This window comes from Rhodococcus cercidiphylli (assembly GCF_033042225.1).
Taxonomy (GTDB): Bacteria; Actinomycetota; Actinomycetes; order Mycobacteriales; family Mycobacteriaceae; genus Rhodococcoides.
The window spans coordinates 503,610-524,728 of the sequence record NZ_JAWLKE010000003.1 but is presented as its reverse complement, the minus strand read 5'-3'; the positions used below and the strand labels follow the sequence as shown (position 1 = coordinate 524,728).

General features: G+C 66.2%; 19 protein-coding genes. 6 read left to right on the top strand and 13 right to left on the bottom strand.

What is annotated here, in order from left to right:
• The first annotated feature begins 40 nt into the window (after nt 1–40).
• Nucleotides 41–1,453, top strand: coding sequence for an MDR family MFS transporter (locus tag R3P95_RS09590; protein ID WP_149404986.1), 1,413 nt, complete (start codon nt 41–43; stop codon nt 1,451–1,453).
• 3 nt (nt 1,454–1,456) lie between these two features.
• Here the strand turns inward: R3P95_RS09590 and R3P95_RS09585 are convergent, their stop codons facing one another.
• Genes R3P95_RS09585 through R3P95_RS09575 form a run of 3 tightly spaced genes read right to left on the bottom strand, consistent with a single transcriptional unit; the run spans nt 1,457 to nt 5,125 of the window.
• Entirely contained in the window at nt 1,457–2,512 is a 1,056-nt protein-coding gene (locus R3P95_RS09585) for an ABC transporter ATP-binding protein (RefSeq protein WP_317548194.1), read from the bottom strand.
• Nucleotides 2,509–4,077, bottom strand: a complete 1,569-nt coding sequence (locus R3P95_RS09580) for an ABC transporter permease (protein ID WP_317548193.1) — start codon at nt 4,075–4,077, stop codon at nt 2,509–2,511. Before R3P95_RS09580 ends, R3P95_RS09585 begins: the two co-directional genes overlap by 4 nt.
• Before the next feature lie 4 nt (nt 4,078–4,081).
• On the bottom strand, nt 4,082–5,125 hold the full coding sequence (locus R3P95_RS09575; protein ID WP_094686803.1) for an iron ABC transporter substrate-binding protein: 1,044 nt from the start codon (nt 5,123–5,125) through the stop codon (nt 4,082–4,084).
• A 117-nt stretch (nt 5,126–5,242) separates the two neighbouring features.
• On the opposite strand from R3P95_RS09575, the gene R3P95_RS09570 reads away from it, so the two are divergent.
• Nucleotides 5,243–6,436 carry an FAD-dependent monooxygenase gene (locus R3P95_RS09570; protein WP_317548192.1) on the top strand — a complete coding sequence of 398 codons (1,194 nt, stop codon included), beginning with the start codon at nt 5,243–5,245 and terminating at the stop codon, nt 6,434–6,436.
• Here the strand turns inward: R3P95_RS09570 and R3P95_RS09565 are convergent.
• The 5 genes from R3P95_RS09565 to R3P95_RS09545 all read right to left on the bottom strand — a co-directional run bounded on the left by R3P95_RS09565 (nt 6,433) and on the right by R3P95_RS09545 (nt 11,632).
• Complete coding sequence (locus R3P95_RS09565) at nt 6,433–7,326, bottom strand: siderophore-interacting protein (RefSeq protein ID WP_317548191.1); 894 nt, start codon at nt 7,324–7,326, stop codon at nt 6,433–6,435. The genes R3P95_RS09570 and R3P95_RS09565 overlap by 4 nt on opposite strands.
• An 82-nt stretch (nt 7,327–7,408) precedes the next feature.
• The gene (locus R3P95_RS09560; RefSeq protein WP_317548190.1) at nt 7,409–8,215 is read right to left on the bottom strand and encodes an ABC transporter ATP-binding protein; all 807 of its coding nucleotides are present in this window, start codon (nt 8,213–8,215) and stop codon (nt 7,409–7,411) included.
• Nucleotides 8,212–9,279, bottom strand: coding sequence for a FecCD family ABC transporter permease (locus tag R3P95_RS09555; RefSeq protein WP_317548189.1), 1,068 nt, complete (start codon nt 9,277–9,279; stop codon nt 8,212–8,214). Before R3P95_RS09555 ends, R3P95_RS09560 begins: the two co-directional genes overlap by 4 nt.
• Entirely contained in the window at nt 9,276–10,328 is a 1,053-nt protein-coding gene (locus R3P95_RS09550; protein WP_317548187.1) for a FecCD family ABC transporter permease, read from the bottom strand. Before R3P95_RS09550 ends, R3P95_RS09555 begins: the two co-directional genes overlap by 4 nt.
• A gap of 17 nt (nt 10,329–10,345) precedes the next feature.
• Nucleotides 10,346–11,632 (bottom strand): lysine N(6)-hydroxylase/L-ornithine N(5)-oxygenase family protein, encoded by a 1,287-nt coding sequence (locus R3P95_RS09545; RefSeq protein WP_317548186.1) that lies wholly within the window; start codon nt 11,630–11,632, stop codon nt 10,346–10,348.
• Nucleotides 11,633–11,980: 348 nt separating this feature from the next.
• Between R3P95_RS09545 and R3P95_RS09540 the strand changes: the two genes are divergently transcribed.
• Entirely contained in the window at nt 11,981–13,087 is a 1,107-nt protein-coding gene (locus tag R3P95_RS09540) for an ABC transporter substrate-binding protein (protein WP_317548184.1), read from the top strand.
• A 72-nt stretch (nt 13,088–13,159) separates the two neighbouring features.
• Here R3P95_RS09540 and R3P95_RS09535 read toward each other — a convergent pair whose 3' ends face one another.
• Nucleotides 13,160–13,576 (bottom strand): HIT family protein, encoded by a 417-nt coding sequence (locus R3P95_RS09535; protein WP_094668663.1) that lies wholly within the window; start codon nt 13,574–13,576, stop codon nt 13,160–13,162.
• A 68-nt stretch (nt 13,577–13,644) separates the two neighbouring features.
• Between R3P95_RS09535 and R3P95_RS09530 the strand changes: the two genes are divergently transcribed.
• Nucleotides 13,645–14,436 carry an HAD-IIA family hydrolase gene (locus tag R3P95_RS09530; protein WP_094639272.1) on the top strand — a complete coding sequence of 264 codons (792 nt, stop codon included), beginning with the start codon at nt 13,645–13,647 and terminating at the stop codon, nt 14,434–14,436.
• Here the strand turns inward: R3P95_RS09530 and purB are convergent, their stop codons facing one another.
• Complete coding sequence (gene purB, locus R3P95_RS09525; RefSeq protein ID WP_317548182.1) at nt 14,437–15,855, bottom strand: adenylosuccinate lyase; 1,419 nt, start codon at nt 15,853–15,855, stop codon at nt 14,437–14,439.
• A gap of 169 nt (nt 15,856–16,024) precedes the next feature.
• Here purB and R3P95_RS09520 point away from each other — a divergent pair, with 169 nt between their 5' ends.
• On the top strand, nt 16,025–16,675 hold the full coding sequence (locus tag R3P95_RS09520) for a DsbA family oxidoreductase (RefSeq protein WP_317548181.1): 651 nt from the start codon (nt 16,025–16,027) through the stop codon (nt 16,673–16,675).
• A gap of 107 nt (nt 16,676–16,782) precedes the next feature.
• Here the strand turns inward: R3P95_RS09520 and R3P95_RS09515 are convergent, their stop codons facing one another.
• A complete protein-coding gene (locus R3P95_RS09515; protein ID WP_045196709.1) occupies nt 16,783–17,421 on the bottom strand; it encodes a TetR/AcrR family transcriptional regulator in 639 nt (212 codons plus the stop codon).
• Nucleotides 17,422–17,488: 67 nt separating this feature from the next.
• On the opposite strand from R3P95_RS09515, the gene R3P95_RS09510 reads away from it, so the two are divergent.
• Nucleotides 17,489–18,502 carry a threonine aldolase family protein gene (locus tag R3P95_RS09510; RefSeq protein WP_449619234.1) on the top strand — a complete coding sequence of 338 codons (1,014 nt, stop codon included), beginning with the start codon at nt 17,489–17,491 and terminating at the stop codon, nt 18,500–18,502.
• Between the two features lie 32 nt (nt 18,503–18,534).
• Here R3P95_RS09510 and R3P95_RS09505 read toward each other — a convergent pair whose 3' ends face one another.
• The gene (locus R3P95_RS09505) at nt 18,535–19,683 is read right to left on the bottom strand and encodes a pyridoxal phosphate-dependent aminotransferase (RefSeq protein ID WP_317548178.1); all 1,149 of its coding nucleotides are present in this window, start codon (nt 19,681–19,683) and stop codon (nt 18,535–18,537) included.
• Nucleotides 19,684–19,857: 174 nt separating this feature from the next.
• A complete protein-coding gene (gene purD, locus R3P95_RS09500) occupies nt 19,858–21,108 on the bottom strand; it encodes a phosphoribosylamine--glycine ligase (RefSeq protein ID WP_317548177.1) in 1,251 nt (416 codons plus the stop codon).
• Nucleotides 21,109–21,119: the final 11 nt, after the last annotated feature.

Sequence of the window (21,119 nt, the reverse complement as noted above, 5' to 3'; positions counted from 1 at the left end):
GGTGGCGGCGGGGGTGTCGGCAGGCATCAGACTGGTAGCCGTGGCAACGAACAACACGACGTCGGAAGTCGGATTCCGCTCCGAACGCGGGCCGATACTGATTGCGTTGATGCTCAGCACGTCGCTGGTAGCCCTGGACGCGACCATCATCGCCACGGCGGTGCTGTCCATCGTCGACGACCTGGGCGGCTTCACGCAGTTTCCGTGGCTGTTCTCCATCTATCTTCTGGCACAGGCAGTATCGGTGCCGCTGTACGGAAAACTGGCCGACCTGTTCGGCCGCAAGAAGATCATGCTGTTCGGCATCGCGGTGTTTCTGCTCGGCTCGATACTCTGCGGCCTGGCCTGGAGCATGCCCGCCCTGATCGCCTTCCGAGCAGTTCAGGGTCTCGGCGCGGGCGCCGTGCAGCCCATGGGCATCACCATCGCCGGCGATATCTACACCCTGGCCGAGCGCGCCAAGGTGCAGGGCTACCTGGCCAGCGTATGGGCCATGTCCTCGGTGCTCGGGCCCGCGCTCGGCGGAATTTTCTCCGAATATCTGTCGTGGCGCTGGATCTTCTTCGTCAACATTCCGTTGTGCGCGCTGGCCGCGGGAATGCTGTGGCGCAAGTTCGACGAGGGAGCCGTGGAACGCACCAAGCCCAAGATCGACTACCTCGGTGCCGTGCTGCTGACGGTGGGCGCAGCCCTGGTGCTACTGGGACTGCTCGAGGGCGGCCAGTCCTGGGCGTGGAACTCCCCCGTCAGCATCGCCATCTTCGCCGCCGGAGTCTCCTTGCTCGCCGCTTTCGCAGTGGTTCAGACCAGAGTCGAGGAGCCGATCCTGCCGCTGTGGGTGTTCACCCGTCGTGTCCTGGTGGTCAGCAGTTTCATCTCGCTGCTCGTCGGTGCGTTGATCCTCGGCCTGACGTCCTACGTTCCGACGTTCGTGCAGGGCGTGCTCGGCACCGGCGCGATCGTCGCCGGCTTCGCACTGTCGACCCTCACTCTCGGCTGGCCCATCGCGGCATCCCTCTCCGGGCGGGTGTACCTCCGGTTCGGTTTCCGCACCACAGCGCTGATCGGTGCCTCCATCGCGGTCGTCGGAGCGGCATTCGCCACCGGCCTCGGTGCCGGTTCACAGGTGTGGCAGGTGGGTGCGGTGTGCTTCGTGATCGGCCTCGGTATGGGCCTGATCGCCAGCCCCACCCTCATCGCAGCCCAGTCGAGCGTCGAATGGTCCGAGCGCGGCGTCGCCACCTCGACCAACATGTTCGCCCGCTCCATCGGCAGCGCAGTCGGGGTCGCAATCTTCGGTGCCATCGTCAACTCACGCATCTCCGACGACCCGAGCCCCGAACAATTGTCCGACGCCATCCATCCGGTCTTTCTGGGTGTCCTGGCGGCGGCAGCGGTGATGGCCGTCGCGGCACTGTTCATGCCCAAACGTGCGAAGGAACCGACGCGATAGCTCTCAACTCACCTGACGCGGAAACCAGTGCACCGGAGACGTCACGGAAACCTCGACGGCGGTACCGGGGGCGAATCGGTCGGCGGTTCGGGCGATGGCGCGAAGCCGCAGCCCGGTGTCGTAGTGCCGCAGAGTGACCGAGGATTCGGGGCCGGTGAAGAACTCGTGTTCGACGACGAATGCGCCGTCCTTGCGTTCCGAGACCACCAATTGCTCGGGCCTGAGCAACGCCTGCCCGTTTCCCGTTGCTCGGGTGGTGGACTCGAGACGGCCGAGGACGGTGTCGACGTGGCCACCCCGCGCTTCGGCGTCGACGAAGTAGGCGTCGCCGACGAACCGCGCGACGGCGGGTGTGGCGGGCCGCTCGTACACCTCCCGCGGTGTGTCGATCTGGGCGCAGCGACCACCCAGCAGCACGGCCACCCGATCGGCTGTTCCGAGTGCCTCGGCCCGGTCGTGGGTGACCAGAATCGACGCGGTCTTGCTGGACTGCAACAACTCTCGTACGTCCTGTCGAATGGAGGTACGCAGCCCAGCGTCGAGCGCGGCGAACGGCTCGTCCATCAACACCACCGACGGAGCCGGTGCCAGCGCACGCGCCAATGCGATGCGCTGCTGCTGACCGCCCGAGAGTTCGCTGGGCTTCACCCCACCTGAATCTGGCAGTCCGACGAGCTCGAGCATCTCGTCGACGCGTCGGGCGCGCTCGTCGCGACCGGACAGGTAGGGTCGCAGAAAGCCTGCACGCAAACCGAATTCGATGTTCCTTCGTACCGTCAGGTGTGGAAACAGTCCACCTTCCTGTGGCATCAGGCCTATGCCCCGCTTCTCCGGTGGCACCTGAATCTGCCCCGCCACCGAGATGTCCCGTCCGTCGGAGGTGATCCGGCCCGCGTCGATGCGGTGCAGTCCCGCGATCGATCGCAACAGGGTCGTCTTGCCGCAGCCGGAAGGGCCGAGGACGGCAAGCATTTCGCCGTCGCCGAGGTCGAGATCGATACCGTGCAGCACCTCCGTGCTGCCGTACGAGGCGACGAGACCGGAAATCACCATGCTCATGGCAGTGCTACTCGCTTCCGCGTCGTGCGTCCCAACGCTCGTGTCAGAACGACCGTCGGGACCACCGAGATCAGGATCAGAGCCAGGGCGTAGGGAGCCGCCTCGCCGTATCGGAACGCCTCGGTGGTGGACCACAGCGTGGTCGCGAGCGTGTCGACTCCCCGCGGGCGCAGCATCAACGTCGCAGGCAGTTCCTTGGCGACGGTCAGAAAGACCAGAGCGGCCCCGGCGGCGATGCCGGGCGCGGCGATAGGAATCGTCACGCGAAGATCGGTACGCAGCCGGCCCGCGCCCAGGGTTCGTGAAACATCCTCGAGGACAACGGGAGTGGCGTCGACGACTGCTCTTGTACTGCCGACGGCCAACGGCAGGAACAGCACCACGTACGCCAGTACCAGCAGAACGGCCGTCTGGTAGAACGACGGCAGGAACCGGATTCCGAGAAAGACCGTGGCGAGTCCGACGGTGATTCCCGGTAGTCCGTGCGCGATGTAGGTGGACAACTCGGCACCGCGGGCGGCCCTCGAGGTGGATCGGGCCGCGAACAGTGCGACCGGCAACGCGAGCACGGCCACCACCACGGCGGCGGTCGCGGAGTACTGGACGGTCTTGGCTGTCACGGCCAACACGTCCACCCAGTCGACGGTGAAGCGCAGCGATCGACTCAGCCACCGTGCCAAGGCAAGAATCGGTACCAGCACCGAAACACCGAGGGCAGCAACGACTACGGCCAGAGCGGGCACGCGCCACCGGCCCAGAACGACAGGCTCGGTCATCCGGTCGGTTCCCGATCCCACCCTCGCCGTGGCACCGCGTCGGGCACGCCGTTCGAGGAGGGTGAGCACCAACGCGCCCACCACGAGCACCAATCCGAGCACCGCGGCTGCGGTGCGATCGAGTCCCCCGCGGTACGCACTGTAGATACCGAGTGTGAAGGCGTCGTATCGCATCAGAGCCACCGCCCCGAAGTCACTGATGGTGTAGAGCGCGACCAGCAGTGCGCCCGCTGCCGCGGCCGGAACGACGCGACGGCACTCGACGGTCAGCGCCGTGCGCACTGCGCCTCGACCGAGGGTTCGCGAGACCTCGGCCAACGAGGGGTCCGCGGTGGCGAACGCCGCGGACACCGGCAGCATCACCAGCGGGAAGCAGGACAACGTGAGCACGAGAGCTGCACCGGAAAAGCCTGCCAACGAGGGGAATTCGGCGATCCACAGGTACCCCGAGACGTAGGACGGGATGGCGAGTGGAGCTGCGAGGACCATCGCGAAGAAGCGTCGCCCCGGTAGATCGGTACGGACGGTCAGCCATGCCAGCAGCGTCCCGACCACGACCGACGCGAGGAGCACGGTGATCGTCAGTGTTGCCGTCCGGATGGCGAGGTCGAGTGTGCGCTGCCGCAGGAGCAGTCGCAGCACCTTCTCGGTTCCGCCGTCGAACGCTCGAACGAACAGGTACAGCAGGGGTGTCAGCGTCAGCGCTCCCACGCACAACGCGGTCGTCCCGAGAACGGGACGACCGCCGAAGTGGCGCCGCCGAAGCGGCTGAAGTGCAGACGCGAGCACCCGACTAGATGATTCCGACGTCGGTGAGGAGGGTCTGCGTGGCCTCGAGGGACGAGAGCTGACCGAGGTCGAGATCGGTGGAGCCCAGCTCGGACAGCGGCGGCAGGTCGTAGTCGGAGGTGACTCCGTCGATGACGGGGTATTCGGCGGTCTCGTTCGCGAAGTACGTCTGCGATTCGGTCGACAGCAACTCGCGCACGAAATCGAATGCCGCTTCCTGGTTGTCCGAGGCAGCCAGCACACCGGCACCGGCGACGTTGATCAGCGCACCGGGGTCACCGGGCTCGAAGTAGTGCAGTTCGACCGGGGCGTCGTCGCCGTTCTCTTCCTTGAAGGGGTACCAGTAGTAATGGTTGAGCAGGCCGGTGGCCACCTGTCCGTCGTTGACGGCGGTCAGCAGCGGGCCGTTGCCCTCGAAGGCGACGGGCTCGTTGGCGACGAATCCTTCGAGCCAGGTGCGAGCACCGTCCTCGCCGCGCTGCACGCGCAGGGCGGTGACGAAGGCCTGGAACGACGCGTTGGTCGGTGCGTAGCCGATCTGTCCGCGCCAGCGCGGGTCGAGCAGTCCGTCGATACCGGTGGGCAGGTCTGCGGCCTGCACCGAATCGGAGTTGTAGGCCAGCACGCGGGCTCGCGCCGAGGTGGCGACCCAGGTGCCGTCGGCACCGCGGTACTGCTCGGGAACGAGGGAGAGGATGTCCTCGGGCAGCGGCGCGAGAGCACCGGCCTCGTCGAGGGCACCGAGTGCGCCTGCGTCCTGACCGTAGAAGACGTCGGCCGGGGTGGCGTCGCCTTCCTCGAGGATCTTGGCGGCCTGGGCGTTGGTGTTGCCCGAGTAGTCGACCTCGATACCGCCACCGATGCGCTCGATCAGTGGGTCGACGAGCTCTTCGCCGCGGCCGGAGTACACCACGAGTGAGGACTCTGCGGTGGCGGACTCGGAGGTGGACGTGCCTTCGTCGGAGGAGCCTTCCGAGCTGCATGCGACGAGACCGAGGGCGAGGGTTGCGCTGAACGAGAGCAGCGCCAGACGGCGAACGGTGAACACGGTTCTCCTGACGAAAACGGGTCATTCGGACAATTCGATGAAAGTACACCACAAAGGTGAGGCTCAGCTACTTTCCCTCCGGGATTGAACGGCCACAGGCCCGGGCACTCCCACTCCATGACCTCTCGTGTACTCGTCACCGGTGCCAGCATCGCCGGTCCCACCGTGGCGTTCTGGCTGGACCGAGCCGGCTTCGAGGTCACCGTCCTCGAACGCTCACCGCACCTGCGACTGGGCGGCCAGAACATCGACGTCCGCGGCTCCGGCCGCGAGGTGCTGCGGCGCATGGGTCTGGACGCGACCCTCCTCGCGAACGGCACCACCGAGAAGGGCACCCGATTCGTCGACGACGCCGACGCCACCATCGCGGCATTCCCGGCCGGCGACGGATCCCACGACGGCCCGACGGCGGAGTTGGAAATTCTGCGCGGGGAGTTCGCGCGGATTCTGGTCGAATCCGCCGGCCCACGGACCGAGTATCGCTACGGCGATCGCGTCGTCGGGGTGACTCAGGATGCCGCCGGCGTCGATGTCACCTTCGCAACGGGCACAGCGGAGAGGTTCGACCTCGTTCTCTTCGCCGATGGAATACGTTCCAGCAGCAGAGAACTGGTGTTCGCCGGCGAGGCCGAGACCACCCCGGTCGGCTTGTACACCGCATACGGCGTACTGCCGAAGGGACCGAGCGACGACGGCTGGTGGCGCTGGTACAACGCTCCCGGATCCCGAGTGGCCAATCTACGACCGGACAACCTCGGCACGACACGATTCAGCCTGTCCTGGGTGTCCGAAGACAGCGGCTACGAGGGCGCGTCCACCGAACGCGTGATCACCGCTCTGCGTTCGACGTTCGCCGACGCCGGTTGGGAAGTGCCCCGAATCCTGGACTCGCTGGGACCGGACTCGGAGCTGTACGTCGACTATCTGGCGCAGGTGAAGGCCCCGCGCTGGTCCGACGGCAGAATCGGCATGCTCGGCGATGCCGCTTGGTGCGCAACGCCGTTGAGCGGCATGGGCACCACGTTGTCGGTCACCGGCGCGTACGTTCTCGCCGGCGAGCTCGCGCGGGCGAGTGATCATCGCGCCGGGTTCGAGGCCTTCGAGACGCGTATGCGTCCGTTCGTCGATCAGGCGCAGAAGCTACCGCCCGGCGTGCCTCGCGTCGCTCATCCGAAGACGTCGGTGGGAGTCGCCGCATTCCGCACCGCACTGCGGCTGGCCGGATCGAAGCCGGTACAGGCCGTGAGCAGCAAGTTCCTCGGTCCCGACGCGGCGACACTGGAGTTGCCGGACTACGTATTCCAGAGTTAGAGCCCCACCCGCTCGAGCAGCGCATCGAATGCCTCGCTGGCTTCCTGCTCGGAGCGGCCGGACTCGATGACGCCGTTGTACACCGCGAGCGCCTCCTCCTGGTACTGCTTGTATTTCTCGAGCCACTTCTCGGAGTCGGCGCGCCAGTACCCGATGATGTCGAAGTACGCGATGTCGTAGCCCAAGTCCTTGCGGAAGTACTTGCGCACCCGACGCGAGGACGACGCCTCGCCGGCGAACCACACGTAGCCGCGTCCGTCGAGCAGGGGGTACGCCAATGCTGCGTCGTCGAGAACGCTTGCGCTGTCGCCGTTTCCGGATCCGATGCGCCAGTCGAACGTGACGTCGGCCTGGGTTTCGACGGATTGGATGTCGCCGCGTTCGAGAACCTCGACGATCGCGTGCGCACGCATTCCGGCGGGCAACTGCTCGACGAGTCGGCCGAGTGCGGGCAGCCCGGTCATGTCCGCGACCAGCAGCAGCCATTCGACGTCGGCAGGCGGTGAATACCAGGATCGCGGCCGGGTGAACAGCACCGTCTGCCCCGGGACGGCCTGCTGAGCCCAGGTGGATGCGACACCGCCCTCGTGGGCGAAGAAGTCGATGGTCAGCTCACCGCGCGCCTCGTCGAGACGGCGGATGGTGTAGTTGCGCCCTTCGGGAGCGTCGTCGAGACCGTGGAACCACCAGAACCCGTCGACCTCGGTCATCGGCGGCGGGATCGCCTCGCCTGCCCTGGGGAAATAGACTCCGACGCATTCGTCGGGCACACCGAGCGTGCGGTAGCCGGCAACGTGCTCGCCGCCGAACGTCACGCGCACCATGTGCACCGTGAGACGTTCCACTGCAACGACGTCGGCGTAGTAGTAACCACGCGGTTGTTCGTTCATCTTCGCCCTCGATACATATCTCGACGTGGCTCTCGAGAGAACCCGCAGGCCGACTCGGCAGCCATTCCTACTCGATTCTAAACTAAGCCTTGCCTAGCCTGCGACCGCCCGCCTTGGGAATCACCAACGGTGTGTGCGATTCCGGGTCGTCGATGATGCGGCACGGCAGCCCGAAGACCGCCTCCACCAGCTCGGCGGTGACGACGTCGGCGGGCGCACCCTCGGTGACCACTGCGCCGTCCTTCATCGCGATGATGTGGTCGGCGTACCGGCAGGCGTGATTGAGGTCGTGCAGCACTGCGACCAGAGTGCGACCGTTCTCGCGGTTCAGAGTGGCCAACAGGTCGAGAAGCTCGATCTGGTGGGCGATGTCGAGGAAGGTCGTCGGCTCGTCCAACAGCAGCAGCGGCGTCTGCTGCGCGAGAACCATTGCCACCCAGACGCGTTGCTGCTGACCGCCGGACAGTTCGTCCACCGGACGAGCGGACAGTGACGTCACTCCGGTCGAGTTCATGGCCTCGATCACCGCGGCCTCGTCGGTCGTCGACCACTGCCGGATCAGCTTCTGATGCGGATAGCGGCCCCGCGCAACCAGATCGGCCACCGAAATACCGTCGGGTGCGATGGAGGTCTGCGGAAGCAGGCCGAGGCGTCGGGCAACTTCTTTCGCCGGATACGACGAAATCGCCTTCCCGTCCAGCAGAACGGTTCCACGAGAGGGCTTCAGCAGCCGCGAGAGTGCCCGCAGCAGAGTCGATTTACCGCAGGCGTTCGGTCCGACGATGACGGTGAACTTGCCGTCGGGAATCTCGACGGTCAGGTTCTCGCTGACCACGCTCTTGTCGTATCCGACCGTGATGTCGTCGGCGTGCAACCGAGGCTTCGTCACTGCTTCCTGCCTTCCCGCGCCAGCAACCACACGAAGTATGCGCCGCCGACCGATACGGTCACCACACCCACCGGGAGCTGCGTGGGAGCGAAGACGCGCTGTGCGACAACGTCGCTGACGACCAGCAGCAGCGCTCCCATGCACGCGGCAGGCACCATCGCCACTGACGAGGTGCCGGTGAGGCGGCGAGCCAACTGCGGAGCAGCGAGCGCGATGAACGAGATGGGCCCCGCGGCCGCGGTGACCATCGCGATCAGCGCGACTCCGAGGAACACCAGCATCAGACGGGTCGGCTCGGCGCGCACACCGAGCGCCCTCGCCGCATCGTCCCCCATCTCCAACATCGGCAGCCGACGCGAGAGCACCGCCAAGCACGACGCGATGACGATCGACACCGCCAGTACGGGTCCCACCTGAGACCACCCCAGCCCGTTGAGGGTGCCCGCACCCCAGACTGCGGCCGCGATCGCGTCGTCGAGGTCGGCCCTGATCACGAGCCAGGTGTTGACCGAGGCCAGGACGGCACTGACGGCGATCCCGACGATGATCAGCCGAAAGCCCTGCACCCCGCGCCGGTACGCGAGCAGGTAGACCACCGCCGCCGTCGCGAGTCCGCCGACGAGCGCGCCCGCTCCGGTCCGGTAGTAGCCACCACCGAGAGCGAGGATGACGACGAGCGCGCCGGTGTAGGAACCGGTGGCGAATCCGATGATGTCCGGGCTGCCCAACGGATTTCGCGTCAAGGATTGAAAGACCGCACCCGATACGCCGAGGGCGGCTCCGAACAGGAAAGCCAGCGCCACTCGGGGAAACCGCCACTCCATCACCACGATCTCGGTGAGGCGTGGCGCGTCGCCGAACACCGCGGCGAGCACCTCGTTCGGCGGAATGTAGAAGTCGCCGGTACCGACCGCGACGACGGAGACCACTACCGTCACGAGCAGCAAGGCCGCGCAGACGCCGACCGTTCGCATGTCGATGCGGCCGTCCACTCGATCCCGCACTCGCACGACCCACAGCGTTCGGCCGAAATCGATGTCGCCGCCGCGTTGTTCACGGGTCACAGCCCGCTCGCCTTCTTCCGGCGAACCAGCAGGATCAGCACCGGTGCGCCGACGAACGCGGTCACGATGCCGACCTGCAATTCCCCCGGCCTGAGCACGACGCGTCCGACCACATCCGAGAGCAACAGCAAACCCGGTGCCGCGACCACCGTGTAAACCAGAATCCATCGTTGGTCCGGTCCGACGAACCACCGCACCATGTGCGGAATCATCAGTCCGACGAATCCGATGGGCCCGGCCGCGGCCGTCGCAGCGCCGGCGAGCAGGGTCACTGCGACGACGCCGATGATTCGCGTACGAATCACGTTCGCCCCCAACGACTGGGCCAGATCGTCGCCGAGCGCGATCGCATTGAGAGGACGAGCGATCAGGGCAGACAGGAAAACTCCGAGCGCGATGAACGGGGCGATTTCGGACGCGATGTCCATACCTCGACCGGCCAACGACCCGGCTCCCCAGAACCTCATCCTGTCGAACGCATCCGGATCGAGCAGCAGCATGCCCGAGGTGATGCCGCCCAGTACAGCTCCGAGCGCAATTCCGGACAGCGTCAACCGAATCGGAGTGGCTCCCGCTCGCCCCATCGCCCCCAGCGCGTACACCGCAATCGTGGCGACCACCGCGCCGGCGAACGCGAACCAGATGTAGGACCCGATGCCGGTGACACCGAGCACGCCGACGGCGATCGCAACGAAGAAGGCCGCCCCGGCGTTGACGCCGAGAATTCCCGGGTCGGCCAGCGGATTTCGCGTCATCGCCTGAATCAGCGCACCGGCCACCCCGAGGGCGATTCCCACGAGCAACCCCAGAACGGTACGCGGAAGCCGCAGTTCACGAACGATCACCGATTCGGTGGATCCGTCGGCGAAGAACAGACCGTGCCACACCTCGCCGATCGGGATGTACTCGGTTCCCACCGAGATGCTCACCAGGCACAGCGCCGCCAGCACACCGGTGACGAAAAACAACCCCGCGGCCCGACGGGCATCGGTGCGAGCGAGACCACCGACTTCGGCCGGAACGCCTCGCTGTTCCGGCTCGTCGCCCACGCTCGTCCTCACCCGATTCACACCACCGATCGCACCCTCGCGCCCACAGCGGACTTCACGATCTCACCGCTGCGGACAGCGATGTTGGACAGCAACGACGAGGTCAGACCATGCGTGTGCTCGGTGCCGCCCTGCAGGTAGATCGAACCCGCACTCGGTTCACGCGTCACGAGTCGGTAGTCACGCGTCACGCGAGGCCCGCGGGAGTCGTATTCGACGTCGTCGAACAGCGGACCGAGGATCTCGGGTAGGTCGAGGGACGTGAAGCCGGTGGCATAGACGACAGCGTCGCACAGTATGTCCTCGGCCAGCCCCGTCGGGCCGTGCTCGACCGAGACACGAACGCCCGACGGCTCCTCGGTGGCTCCGATCAACCGGGACGCTCCGTGCACGAACAACCGACGCTTCCCGCTGACTCGCTCGGAGTACTCGCGTGCGTACAACTCCTCGATCAACGGCAGGTCGACAGCGGAGTAGTTGGTGCCGCGGTGATAGTGCAGCAGTTGCTCGCGCAGTGTGTGCGACGACGAATAGAAGTCGTCGACGGCCGTCGGATCGAAGATGCGATTGGCGTAGGGGCTGTCGTCGGCCGGGCTGTATCCGTACTTGCGCAACACTGCGTGCACCGACGCGTCGCTGTACGTCGAGTGCAGGTAGTCCACCACCTCGGCGGCACTCTGCCCGGCACCGACCACGACGAAGGTGCGCTGCGTCCGCGACGGCAACCGATCGAGCTCGCCGAGAAGATCGTGGTTGTGGAACTGTCGCGCCGACGCCGTGACCCCGTCGGGCAGGGTGGCGGTCAGTCCTCCGGCGAGCACGATGTTGCGTCCTCGCACGGTCCCGGTGCGCCGCCCCTCGGTGCGGACGCCGTAGCCGTCGCCGGTGTCGACGACGTCCAGCGCCCGGGTGCCGTAGTGCACGGTCGCGTCGACTTTGCCTGCGGCCCAAGCCAGGTAGTCGTGAAACTCGAGCCGGCTCGGGAAGAACGTCTGCAGATTGATGAAGTGATTGAGCCGACCCTGTTCCGACAGATACGCCAGGAAGCTGTACTCACTGCTGGCATTGCGTTGGGTCGCCAGGTCTTTGAGGAACGAGATCTGCATGGACGTCCCTGGCAACAGCATGCCGGGGTGCCAGGCGAACTCGTCCTTGGATTCGACGAAGCAGGCCGTCAATCGCTCTGTCGGCGAGCACATTCGATTGTGCTCTTCGATCGCGATGGCCAGGCCCAGATTCGAGGGCCCGAAGCCGACCCCGACGATGTCGTAGGTGCCGTCGGAAAGATCGTTGTGCGAGGTCATCGACGGCTCGCCCCCGCGGTTCGATCGGCGGGGCCGGCGAGGTGCAGATCGGCATGAACGAGGCCTACACGGTGGATCGCTCCACCGAGCTCGGTGCGGTGCATAGGGCGTCTCCTTCTACTTGCGGACGAGATTCGGGGTGACGCCGGCGAGGGTCCGTCGATGGCCGTCTCGGCAGTGCCCAGCGTCCTGGCTCGATGTCATGAGCAGCGCTACTTGCCTACCGTAGGCTAACCTAACATCTACTGGGCTACAACGGCTCCGTCGTGCGCCGAGTGCGCCCGGACACGTGTGTGGCCCTTCGATCTCGTCGGTTCACCGTCCATCATCGAACGCGAAAGTGAGCGCATGTCTTCGACAAGAATCCGCACCATGGGGCGATACGGAACCGGCCCTCGCGCCCTCACCGGAGGTATCGCGGTGCTCGTGCTTCTCGCCGCTGCAGCGTGCAGCAGCGGCACCACCGACACCGAGGTCGTCGACCTGAACGCGAACCCCGCCGCGTGCGGCGAGAACGACCTCGTCGATGCAGTCGACCGAGCATCGGGACCGTTCACGTACACCGACGGTCGCGGACGCACGATTTCGCTCGATGCTCAGCCGACGAGAATCATCGCCGACGAGGAATCGGCAGCAGCGCTGATGTCTTACGGCATCAGACCCATCGCCATCTGGTCGACCACTCCGATGTCCACCAGCCCGATTCTGAGCTGCTCCGATCTCACGGGCATCGAATCGGTCGGCGAGAGCTGGGGGACATTCGATGTCGAGAAAGCCGCCAGCCTCGAACCGGATCTCGTCATCGGCGAGTACAACCCTCGATTCGGCCAGTTCGGCAAACTGACCACCACAGCCGACTCGTCCAAGGCCGACACGATCGATCAGCTCGCCCCCACTTTGGGTGTCACCTTGGATACGACCTCGACGGCACAGACCATCGAGAACTACGCCGGACTCGCATCCTCGCTCGGCGTCGACCTAGACACGCCACAACTGGCCGACATCAAGGCCGAATTCGACGCCGCTGTCGCGAACTTCGAGAAAGTTGCCTCCGAGAGTCAGGACCTCACCAGCGTCGGCGTCTGGCCACTCGACGTCGCTTACGTCCTCGATCCGTCGGCAGACCCGGACTTCAGCGACTACCAACGGTGGGGCCTGAAGATGTACACCCCCGACGGCACCGATGACGGGTACTGGAAGAAGGTGTCGTGGGAGAACGTGTCGACCATCGACGCCGACGTCGCGTTCGTGTATCACGACGTCGCCAACGCCGCCGACGTGAAGCTCGCCGATATTCCGAGCCGCTACCCGGCCTTCGACACCATCGCTGCCGTCGACAAGCAGCAGATGGTGTTGTGGGACTACGGTGCCAACAAGAGCTACAGCCGCTACACGAACACAATCGACATCTATGCCGACGCGCTGTCCAAGGCGAAGAAGGTCACGCCCGAGTAATTCGGCGGACCATGAGCCACGGGGTCACCGGAAGGCATCTGCCGGTGGCCCCGAACTTCGTCGAGGCGGCCATCACAGCGCGGCTGCGATCTCTCCGGCCTGCCGGTCCAGTTCCGATCGTTGCGGCGACGACGGCCGAGCCCGCAGGCCGAAGCCGTCCCCGATCATGCGTGGGATGACGTGCAGATGCACGTGGAAGATTTCCTGACCGGCGACCGTGCCGTCGGCGAGAAAGAAGTTGACGCCGGCGACACGCGAATTGCTGGCACGCACAGCGGCGGCCACCTTCTGCCCCACCACGAACAGGTGCGCGCCGATCTCCGGCGGCAACTCCGCCAGCGTCCGATACTGCTCCTTGGGCACCACCAACACATGTCCGCTGGTGAGCGGCCTGATGTCCATGAACGCAATCGCTGTCTCGTCCTCGTGGACGCGAGAAGCCTCGGCCGTCCCGGCAATGATCTCGGCGAAAATCGTGTAGGGGTTCACACCTTCCGAGCGTAGGCGCTCGGGGCTCTGAAGCTGCGCGGCCCCGGCCCGGAGACTACTGTTTGCCGATGAGCATCGGCGGGGTTCTCTTCGACATCGACGGCGTTCTCGTCACGTCGTGGCAGGCGGTGCCAGGGGCAGCAGAGACTCTGAAGTACCTGGACAGCAAGGACATTGCTCGCGCCTTCCTGACGAATACGACGTCCAAAACCCGTGGACAGATCGCTACGGCGCTGCGCGAGGTGGGACTCGACGTGCATTCGGACGAGATCGTCACGGCCGCGTCGCTCACCGCGGATCATCTGCGTGAGAACTATCCGGACGCGCGGGTGGTGCTGATCAACAACGGTGAGATCGCAGGCGACATGCCGGGAATCGAATTCGTCGACGAGACGTCCGAGGATCCCGATGTCGTCGTCGTCGGCGGGGCAGGCCCGGAGTTCACCCACGAGCGGCTCAGCCGCGTCTACGACTGGCTGTGCCGGGGCATTCCCGTCGTCGCGATGCACCGTTCGTTGATGTGGAGCACCGGAGCCGGACTGCGCATCGACACCGGCATGTACCTCGGCGGTATGGAACAGGCGTCGGGACACACCGCGAAGGCCATCGGCAAGCCCGCTCCGCTGGGATTCCGGACGGCGTCCGAGCGGATGGGGGTCGACCCCGAAGACGTCGTCATGGTCGGCGACGACCTCGACAACGACGTCCTCGCCGCCCAGGTCGTCGGGATGACCGGCGTGCTCGTTCGCACCGGAAAGTTCCGTCAGGACGTGCTCGACCGACGCATCACCGACGAATTCGCGATGGAACCCGACCACGTGATCGACTCCGTGGCCGACCTCCCCGGTGTCCTCTCCTGACTACAGAATCGGCGACGGGCTGTACGACGCCCCGGCGGGGAACTTCGCGATCAGACGCTCCACTGCCGAGACGACCGCACTGACCTGCGCGTCGGCGGCACCGACGAATGCCGTCTTGTCGGCCAGTGCCGCATCGAGGGCAACGCGGTCGAGTGGCAGCCGATCGTCGGCGGCCAACCGGTCGAGCAGGTCCGGTTCCAGTCCCTGCTCACGCATCGCCAGCGCAACCGCGACGGCGTGCTCCTTGATCGCCTCGTGCGCCGTCTCGCGTCCGACGCCTGCGCGCACGGCGGCCATGAGCACCTTGGTCGTCGCGAGGAACGGCAGGTAGCGGTCGAGTTCCTTGGCGATGACGGCCGGGTACGCACCGAATTCGTCGAGCACCGTCAGGAAGGTCTCGATGAGACCGTCGATGGCGAAGAAGGCGTCGGGCAGCGCGACGCGGCGCACCACGGAACAGAAGACGTCGCCCTCGTTCCACTGTGCACCGGCGAGCTCGGCGGCCATCGAGCCGTAGCCGCGCAGCACCACCTGCAGGCCGTTGACGCGCTCGCACGAGCGAGTGTTCATCTTGTGCGGCATTGCCGACGAGCCCACCTGGCCTGCCTGGAAGCCTTCGGTGACGAGTTCGTGGCCTGCCATCAGGCGCACGGTGTGGGCGAACGAGGACGGTCCGGCACCGATCTGGACCAGCGCGGAGACGACCTCGTGGTCGAGCGAACGGGGATAGACCTGGCCGACGCTCGTCATCGTGTGCCGGAAACCGAGGTGATCGGCGACGATGCGCTCGAGCGCGACGAGCTTGGCGGAGTCGCCGCCGAACAGGTCGAGCATGTCCTGCGAGGTACCCATCGGACCCTTGATGCCGCGTAGCGGGTAGCGCGCGATCAGCTCCTGCACCCGGGACAGGGCCAACAGCAGCTCGTCGGCGGCCGACGCGAAACGCTTGCCCAGAGTGGTCGCCTGAGCTGCGACATTGTGACTGCGACCGGCCATGACCAGCGAGGAGTACTCGGCAGCACGCTCGGCCAGCCTCTTCGCGACGGCGACGCCGTGCGCGTGGACGTGCTCGAGTGAGCGCAGAATCTGCAGCTGCTCGACGTTCTCGGTGAGGTCGCGACTGGTGAGCCCCTTGTGGATGTGCTCGTGGCCGGCGAGGGCGTTGAACTCCTCGATGCGGGCCTTGACGTCGTGCCGGGTGACGCGCTCGCGCTCGGCGATCGACGCGAGATCCACCTGGTCGACGACGGCTTCGTAGTCCGCGATGGCAGCGTTGGGGACGTCGACTCCGAGGGAGGACTGCGCGCGCAACACAGCGATCCACAGTTGGCGTTCGAGGGCGATCTTGTGCTCCGGCGACCACAGCTCCACCAGTTCGGGACTCGCGTAACGGGTGGCCAGGACATTCGGGATGCTCACGAGCGTCCAGCTTACGTGGCGCAGTTGTCGGTCTCGGAAGACGACTGCACTGTTTCGGAAAAGGACTGCAGTACCGGCATCCCGGGATCGCGTACGCCGCCCTTTTCCTGGTGCCAGCGGCTGCGCGCCGCGTGGAATAACCGACGCGCGCTCCGATGTTGGAGCCGTCGTGAGCCGAACAGTGAAGGTCGACATCTGGTCCGACATCGCGTGCCCGTGGTGCTTCGTCGGCAAGCGCCGTTTCGAGGCAGGCGCTGCGGAGTTCACCGCCGGGGGCGGAACGCTCGAGGTGGAGTTCCACTCGTTCGAGCTGGCACCCGACACACCGGTCGACTTCGACGGCAGCGAGGTCGACTTTCTCGTCTCTCACAAAGGTATGCCGGCCGCCCAGGTCACGCAGATGTTGGCGCAGATGACCGAGTTGGCCGCAGGCGAGGGGCTCACGTACGACTTCGACGCCGTGCAGCACACCAACACCGTCAAGGCGCACGAGCTCCTGCACTTCGCCAAGTCGAAGGGCAAGCAGGTGGAGATGAAGGAACGACTCCTGGCGGCCTATTTCGAGGAGGGCCGCCACGTCGGCCGCACCGAGGACCTCGCCGAACTGGCCGCGGAGGTCGGCCTCGACCGTGACGAGGTGGTCGAGGCACTGAAGTCCGAGGAGTTCCTGCCGGCAGTGCGCGCGGACAAGGAACAGGCCATCGCCTACGGGATCAGCGGTGTGCCGTTCTTCGTGATCGACGGACGGCTCGGTGTGTCCGGCGCGCAGGAACCGTCGGTGTTCGCCGACGTGCTGCAGAAGGCTGCTGCCGGCTCATGAGCGGTCCATTGGAGATGGTCGGCGACGACCACGGCCCCGTCTGCGAGGACGGTGTGTGCGAGGCGCCGCCGATCCGAGACGCAGAGTCCGGCGAGAACTACTAGCAGTCAGTCGGCCGGCACCTGTTCCGCCGGTGCCACTATGTCGATGACGGCCAAGAGCATGCTTCGGGCCATGTGGCGCGGGTCGGGGTCCACTTCGCTGAGCGCACCCACGACGGCCCCGTCTACCACTGCCACGAGTCGTCGTAGCTGCTCTTCCTGCACGGTTCGGCCGGATCTGCGCAGCACGTCGGTGAGCAGGTCGTCGATCTGGGCGCGCAGCCGCAGCTGCACTTCTCGTAGTTCGGGATGCCGGGCCGAGGCGATGAAGCGTTCGTATCGCGCGATCAGCTGCTCGTGGCCGTCCTGCGGCCCGATCAGCAGGTCGACGATGAGGTCGACCGTCGACTCCATCTCGTTCGAGCACTTGCCCTCGTCCTCGATGCGGCCGCGCATGACGTCGATCTCACGGGTTCCGACGACGTCGACCGCCGCGGCCACCAGGTCCCCGAGAGACTCGAAATAGTAGGTGGTCGACGCAAGAGGAAGCCCGGCTCGCGCGGCCACCGATCGGTGTCGCACCGCGTCGAAGCCGCCCTCGACGAGAAGGTCCGCGGCCGCAGACGCCAGTGCCTGCCGGCGGCGCACTCCCTTCGGAGTCGCACCCGACACCTTGTGCTGCGACTCGGTCGGACCTGCGGACATTCAAGTTATCGTGCCAGCTCGAGGCCGTTCGTCGGACTGCTTTCGCGCTATGGAATTGTCGTTGCTCGTGGCACATCGAACGATCGACCTTCGCTCCGACACCATCACCCGACCCGATTCGGTCATGCGAAAAGCCATGGCCGACGCCGAAGTGGGCGACGACGTCCTCGATCACGATCCGACGATGGCAGCGCTGGAAGAAGCGGTGGCAGGTCTGCTCGGGTTCGAGTCGGCACTGTGGGTGCCGTCGGGTTCGATGGGCAACATCATCGCGCTGATGCTGCATCTACAACGCGGCGATCGCTTTCTGGCCCCCGAGCATGCGCACGTGCTGGGGTCCGAGCTCGGTACTGCCGCATGGCTGGCAGGCGGGATGCCCGACGCCCTCCCCCACGACGGTGGCCCCGGCCGCCCTCTCGCGTCGACGGTGCGTGCGAAAGCGGGCGGTGCAGGACCGTACTTCTCGCTACGGACGACGCTGCTGTCGCTCGAGAACACCCACAACTTCGCTGGCGGGACCGTGATCGGCCCAGACGAATGGGCGGAACTCGTTGCCGCCGGCCGTGATTGCGGGCTGAAGGTCCACCTGGACGGCGCGAGACTGTGGAATGCCGCTGTCGCCCTGGATGTTCCGATCGCGTCGCTCGCTGCCGGTGCCGACACGGTGCAGGTGTGCCTGAGCAAAGGCCTCGGCGCTCCGGTCGGCTCGATGCTCGTCTCGGATTCCGCACGTATCCACGAGGCGCGACGCGTCCGAAAGATGTTGGGCGGCGGCGTCCGTCAGGGTGGCGTGCTCGCCGCTGCCGGTCTCGTCGCATTGGGCCGCATCGGTGATCTCGCCGACGATCACGCCAACGCGTCGACCCTCGCTTCCGGGCTGCGCGAGCGAGGCTGGGAGGTGGCGGAGCCGGAGACGAACATCGTCCTCGCGACTGTTCCCGACCCGGCGACGACGGTCACCGAGCTGGCCGAGTTGGGGATCGCCGCGGTGACCGTCGCGGGCAAGGTGCGCTTCGTGACCCACCGCGACGTCGACGCCGCCGATATCTCCGAGGTACTGGAGCGGCTGCGCCGCGTGTGAGCAGAACTTCGTAGTGGGGGTCGAAGTTTCGCTCACATGCGACGAAGTCGCTCCAACGCCTCTTCGACATCGGCGGTCGTCCCGGCGAACGAGAATCGCACCGTGTGATTGCCACGCACGGTGTCGAAGTCGACGCCCGGTGCCAGTGCGACGCCGGTCTCGGACAGCACTCGCTCGCACCAACTCCGCGAATTCTCGGTCAGATGCGCAATGTCGGCGTAGACGTAGAAGGCACCGTCGGCCGGTGCGAGATCGGTGATGCCCATGGCCGGCAGACCGTCGAGCAGAATTCGGCGGTTGACGGCGTAGCGCTCGACATGTGAATCAAGCTCGATGCGGGACTCCTCGGTGAACGCCGCGATGGCGGCAACCTGGGAGATCGCCGGTGGGCACACCGTCATGTTCGACGCCAATCGTTCGACGGCCCTGCGCAATCGGGTCGGCAGCAGCATCCACCCCAGCCGCCATCCGGTCATCGAGAAGTACTTCGACACCGATCCGATGGCGACGGATTCCGTGGAGGTTTCCCAGGCGCTCGACGTGCGCGCGTCCCCGTAGGCGATGCCGTGGTAGATCTCGTCCGAGATCAACAGAGTTCCGTGCTCGTCACACCAGCGCGCGATCGCAGCCAGCTCGTCGGGGTCGATGATCGTGCCGGTGGGGTTGGCGGGGCTCGCGATGATCAGACCCGCGGGCGGCTCGGGCAGTTCCTCGAGCATCGCGACGGTCGGTTGGAACCGTGTCTCTTCCACGCAGTCGAGCTCGACGACGCGGCAGCCCAACGCGGCCAACGTGTTTCGGTACGCCGGATAGCCCGGCCTCGCCATGACGACGGTATCTCCCGCGTCGAACGCTGCGAGGAACAGCAACGTGAACGCGCCCGACGAGCCGGTGGTGATCACCACGTCCGCGGCGTCGACGGTGATGCCGTACCGCGCGCTGTGGTGCTCGGCGATAGCGCGACGCAGCGGCAGAATCCCCAGCGTCTCGGTGTACCCCAGCAGATGCGAGTCCAGTGCCTCGCGAGTAGCGCGCAGTACCGGCTCAGGCGCTCGGGTGGAGGGCTGACCTGCAGCAAGTGAGAGCACGTCGCCATGAGTACGGGCCCGCTCGGCCGCGGCGGCGAACACATCCATCACATGGAACGGCTCGACCTTCGATCGCTGCGATTCACTGTGCATTCGATCGACACTACTGATCCCGGTTCGCTCGGTACCTCTGACCTTTGCAAACGCGCGCGCGTTCGCCAAGTGCGCGCAAGATCGACTGGCAACGTCCGGCAATTCCGCGCGCGTCTCACGAACGCGCGCGCGTTTGCTGGAACACGCCGGCCGACGCCCGCCCACTCACCGCACCTACAGCGAGATGCGACCCTCCACCGCAGCCAGCCCGATGTCCGTACGGAAGTGGCTGCCCGGCAATCGGATTCCCGCAATGCGTGAGTAGGCGTCGTCTCGGGCGGCGGTGAGGTCGAATCCGGTTCCGACCACGCTGAGCACGCGTCCGCCCGCGGAGACGACCGCGCCGTCCTTCACCGCGGTGCCGGCATGCAGCACGCCTTCGCCCTCGGAGCCAAGGATTTCGTCACCGGTGCGTGGTCGACCGGGGTAGTTCTCGGCGGCGATGACGACGGTGACGGCCGCGCCGTCCTTCCAGCGCAGCGGAGGAAGCGACGCAAGTGTGCCGGTTGCCGTCGCGTTCAACACTTCACCGAGAGGTGAGTGGAGCAGCGCGAGCACCGCCTGAGTCTCGGGATCGCCGAAGCGGCAGTTGAATTCGACGACCGCCGGACCGTCGGCACCCATGGCAAGACCCGCGTACAGCAGACCGGAGAACGGCACACCGCGCTCGACCATCTCGGCGGCAACGGGTTTCACCACATCACGGACGATCTCCTCGACCGCGCCCTCGGGCAACCACGGCAACGGGGTGTACGCACCCATGCCGCCGGTGTTGGGTCCTGTGTCTCCGTCGCCGACGCGTTTGTGGTCCTGAGCGGGCAGCAGCGGCACCACGGACTCGCCGTCGACGAGACAGAAGAGGGAGACCTCGGGTCCGTCGAGGAAGGATTCGAGCAGAACCGGGTGACCGTTCTCGAGGAGCTCGGCCGCGTGATCGCGAGCGATGAGGCGATCGGTGGTGACGACGACACCCTTGCCTGCGGCCAAGCCGTCGTCCTTGACCACCCAGTGGGGTCCGAAACGGTCGAGGGCTGCGTCGAGCAGGGCGGGTGAGTCGACGATTTCGCTGTGCGCGGTCCGCACACCGGCCGCTGCCATGACGTCCTTGGCGAAGGCCTTGGACCCTTCGATGCGGGCGGCGTCGGCGGAGGGGCCGAACGCGGCGATGCCGGCCTGACGGAGGGCGTCGGCAACGCCGAGGACCAGCGGAACCTCCGGTCCGATGACGACGAGATCGGCTTCGATCTTCTTCGCCAACGCGGTCACCGCCTCACCGGAGGCGACATCGACCGCGTGCTGCTCGGCGAGCTTCGCGGTGCCTGCGTTGCCGGGAGCCACGAAGAGCTTCTCGACCGACGGATCGGCCTTCAACGCAAGGAGGAGGGCGTGCTCACGAGCACCGGAACCTATGACTAGTACGCGCACAGTGCATCAGA

What these genes read in the sequence shown, in the direction of transcription:
- R3P95_RS09530 (WP_094639272.1), top strand. Translation starts at nt 13,645, where the DNA reads ATGAGCATCGGCGGGGTTCTCTTCGACATCGACGGCGTTCTCGTCACG.
- R3P95_RS09570 (WP_317548192.1), top strand. Translation starts at nt 5,243, where the DNA reads ATGACCTCTCGTGTACTCGTCACCGGTGCCAGCATCGCCGGTCCCACC.
- R3P95_RS09545 (WP_317548186.1), bottom strand. Translation starts at nt 11,632, where the DNA reads ATGACCTCGCACAACGATCTTTCCGACGGCACCTACGACATCGTCGGG.
- R3P95_RS09505 (WP_317548178.1), bottom strand. Translation starts at nt 19,683, where the DNA reads ATGCACAGTGAATCGCAGCGATCGAAGGTCGAGCCGTTCCATGTGATG.
- R3P95_RS09565 (WP_317548191.1), bottom strand. Translation starts at nt 7,326, where the DNA reads ATGAACGAACAACCGCGTGGTTACTACTACGCCGACGTCGTTGCAGTG.
- R3P95_RS09540 (WP_317548184.1), top strand. Translation starts at nt 11,981, where the DNA reads ATGTCTTCGACAAGAATCCGCACCATGGGGCGATACGGAACCGGCCCT.
- R3P95_RS09585 (WP_317548194.1), bottom strand. Translation starts at nt 2,512, where the DNA reads ATGAGCATGGTGATTTCCGGTCTCGTCGCCTCGTACGGCAGCACGGAG.
- R3P95_RS09515 (WP_045196709.1), bottom strand. Translation starts at nt 17,421, where the DNA reads ATGTCCGCAGGTCCGACCGAGTCGCAGCACAAGGTGTCGGGTGCGACT.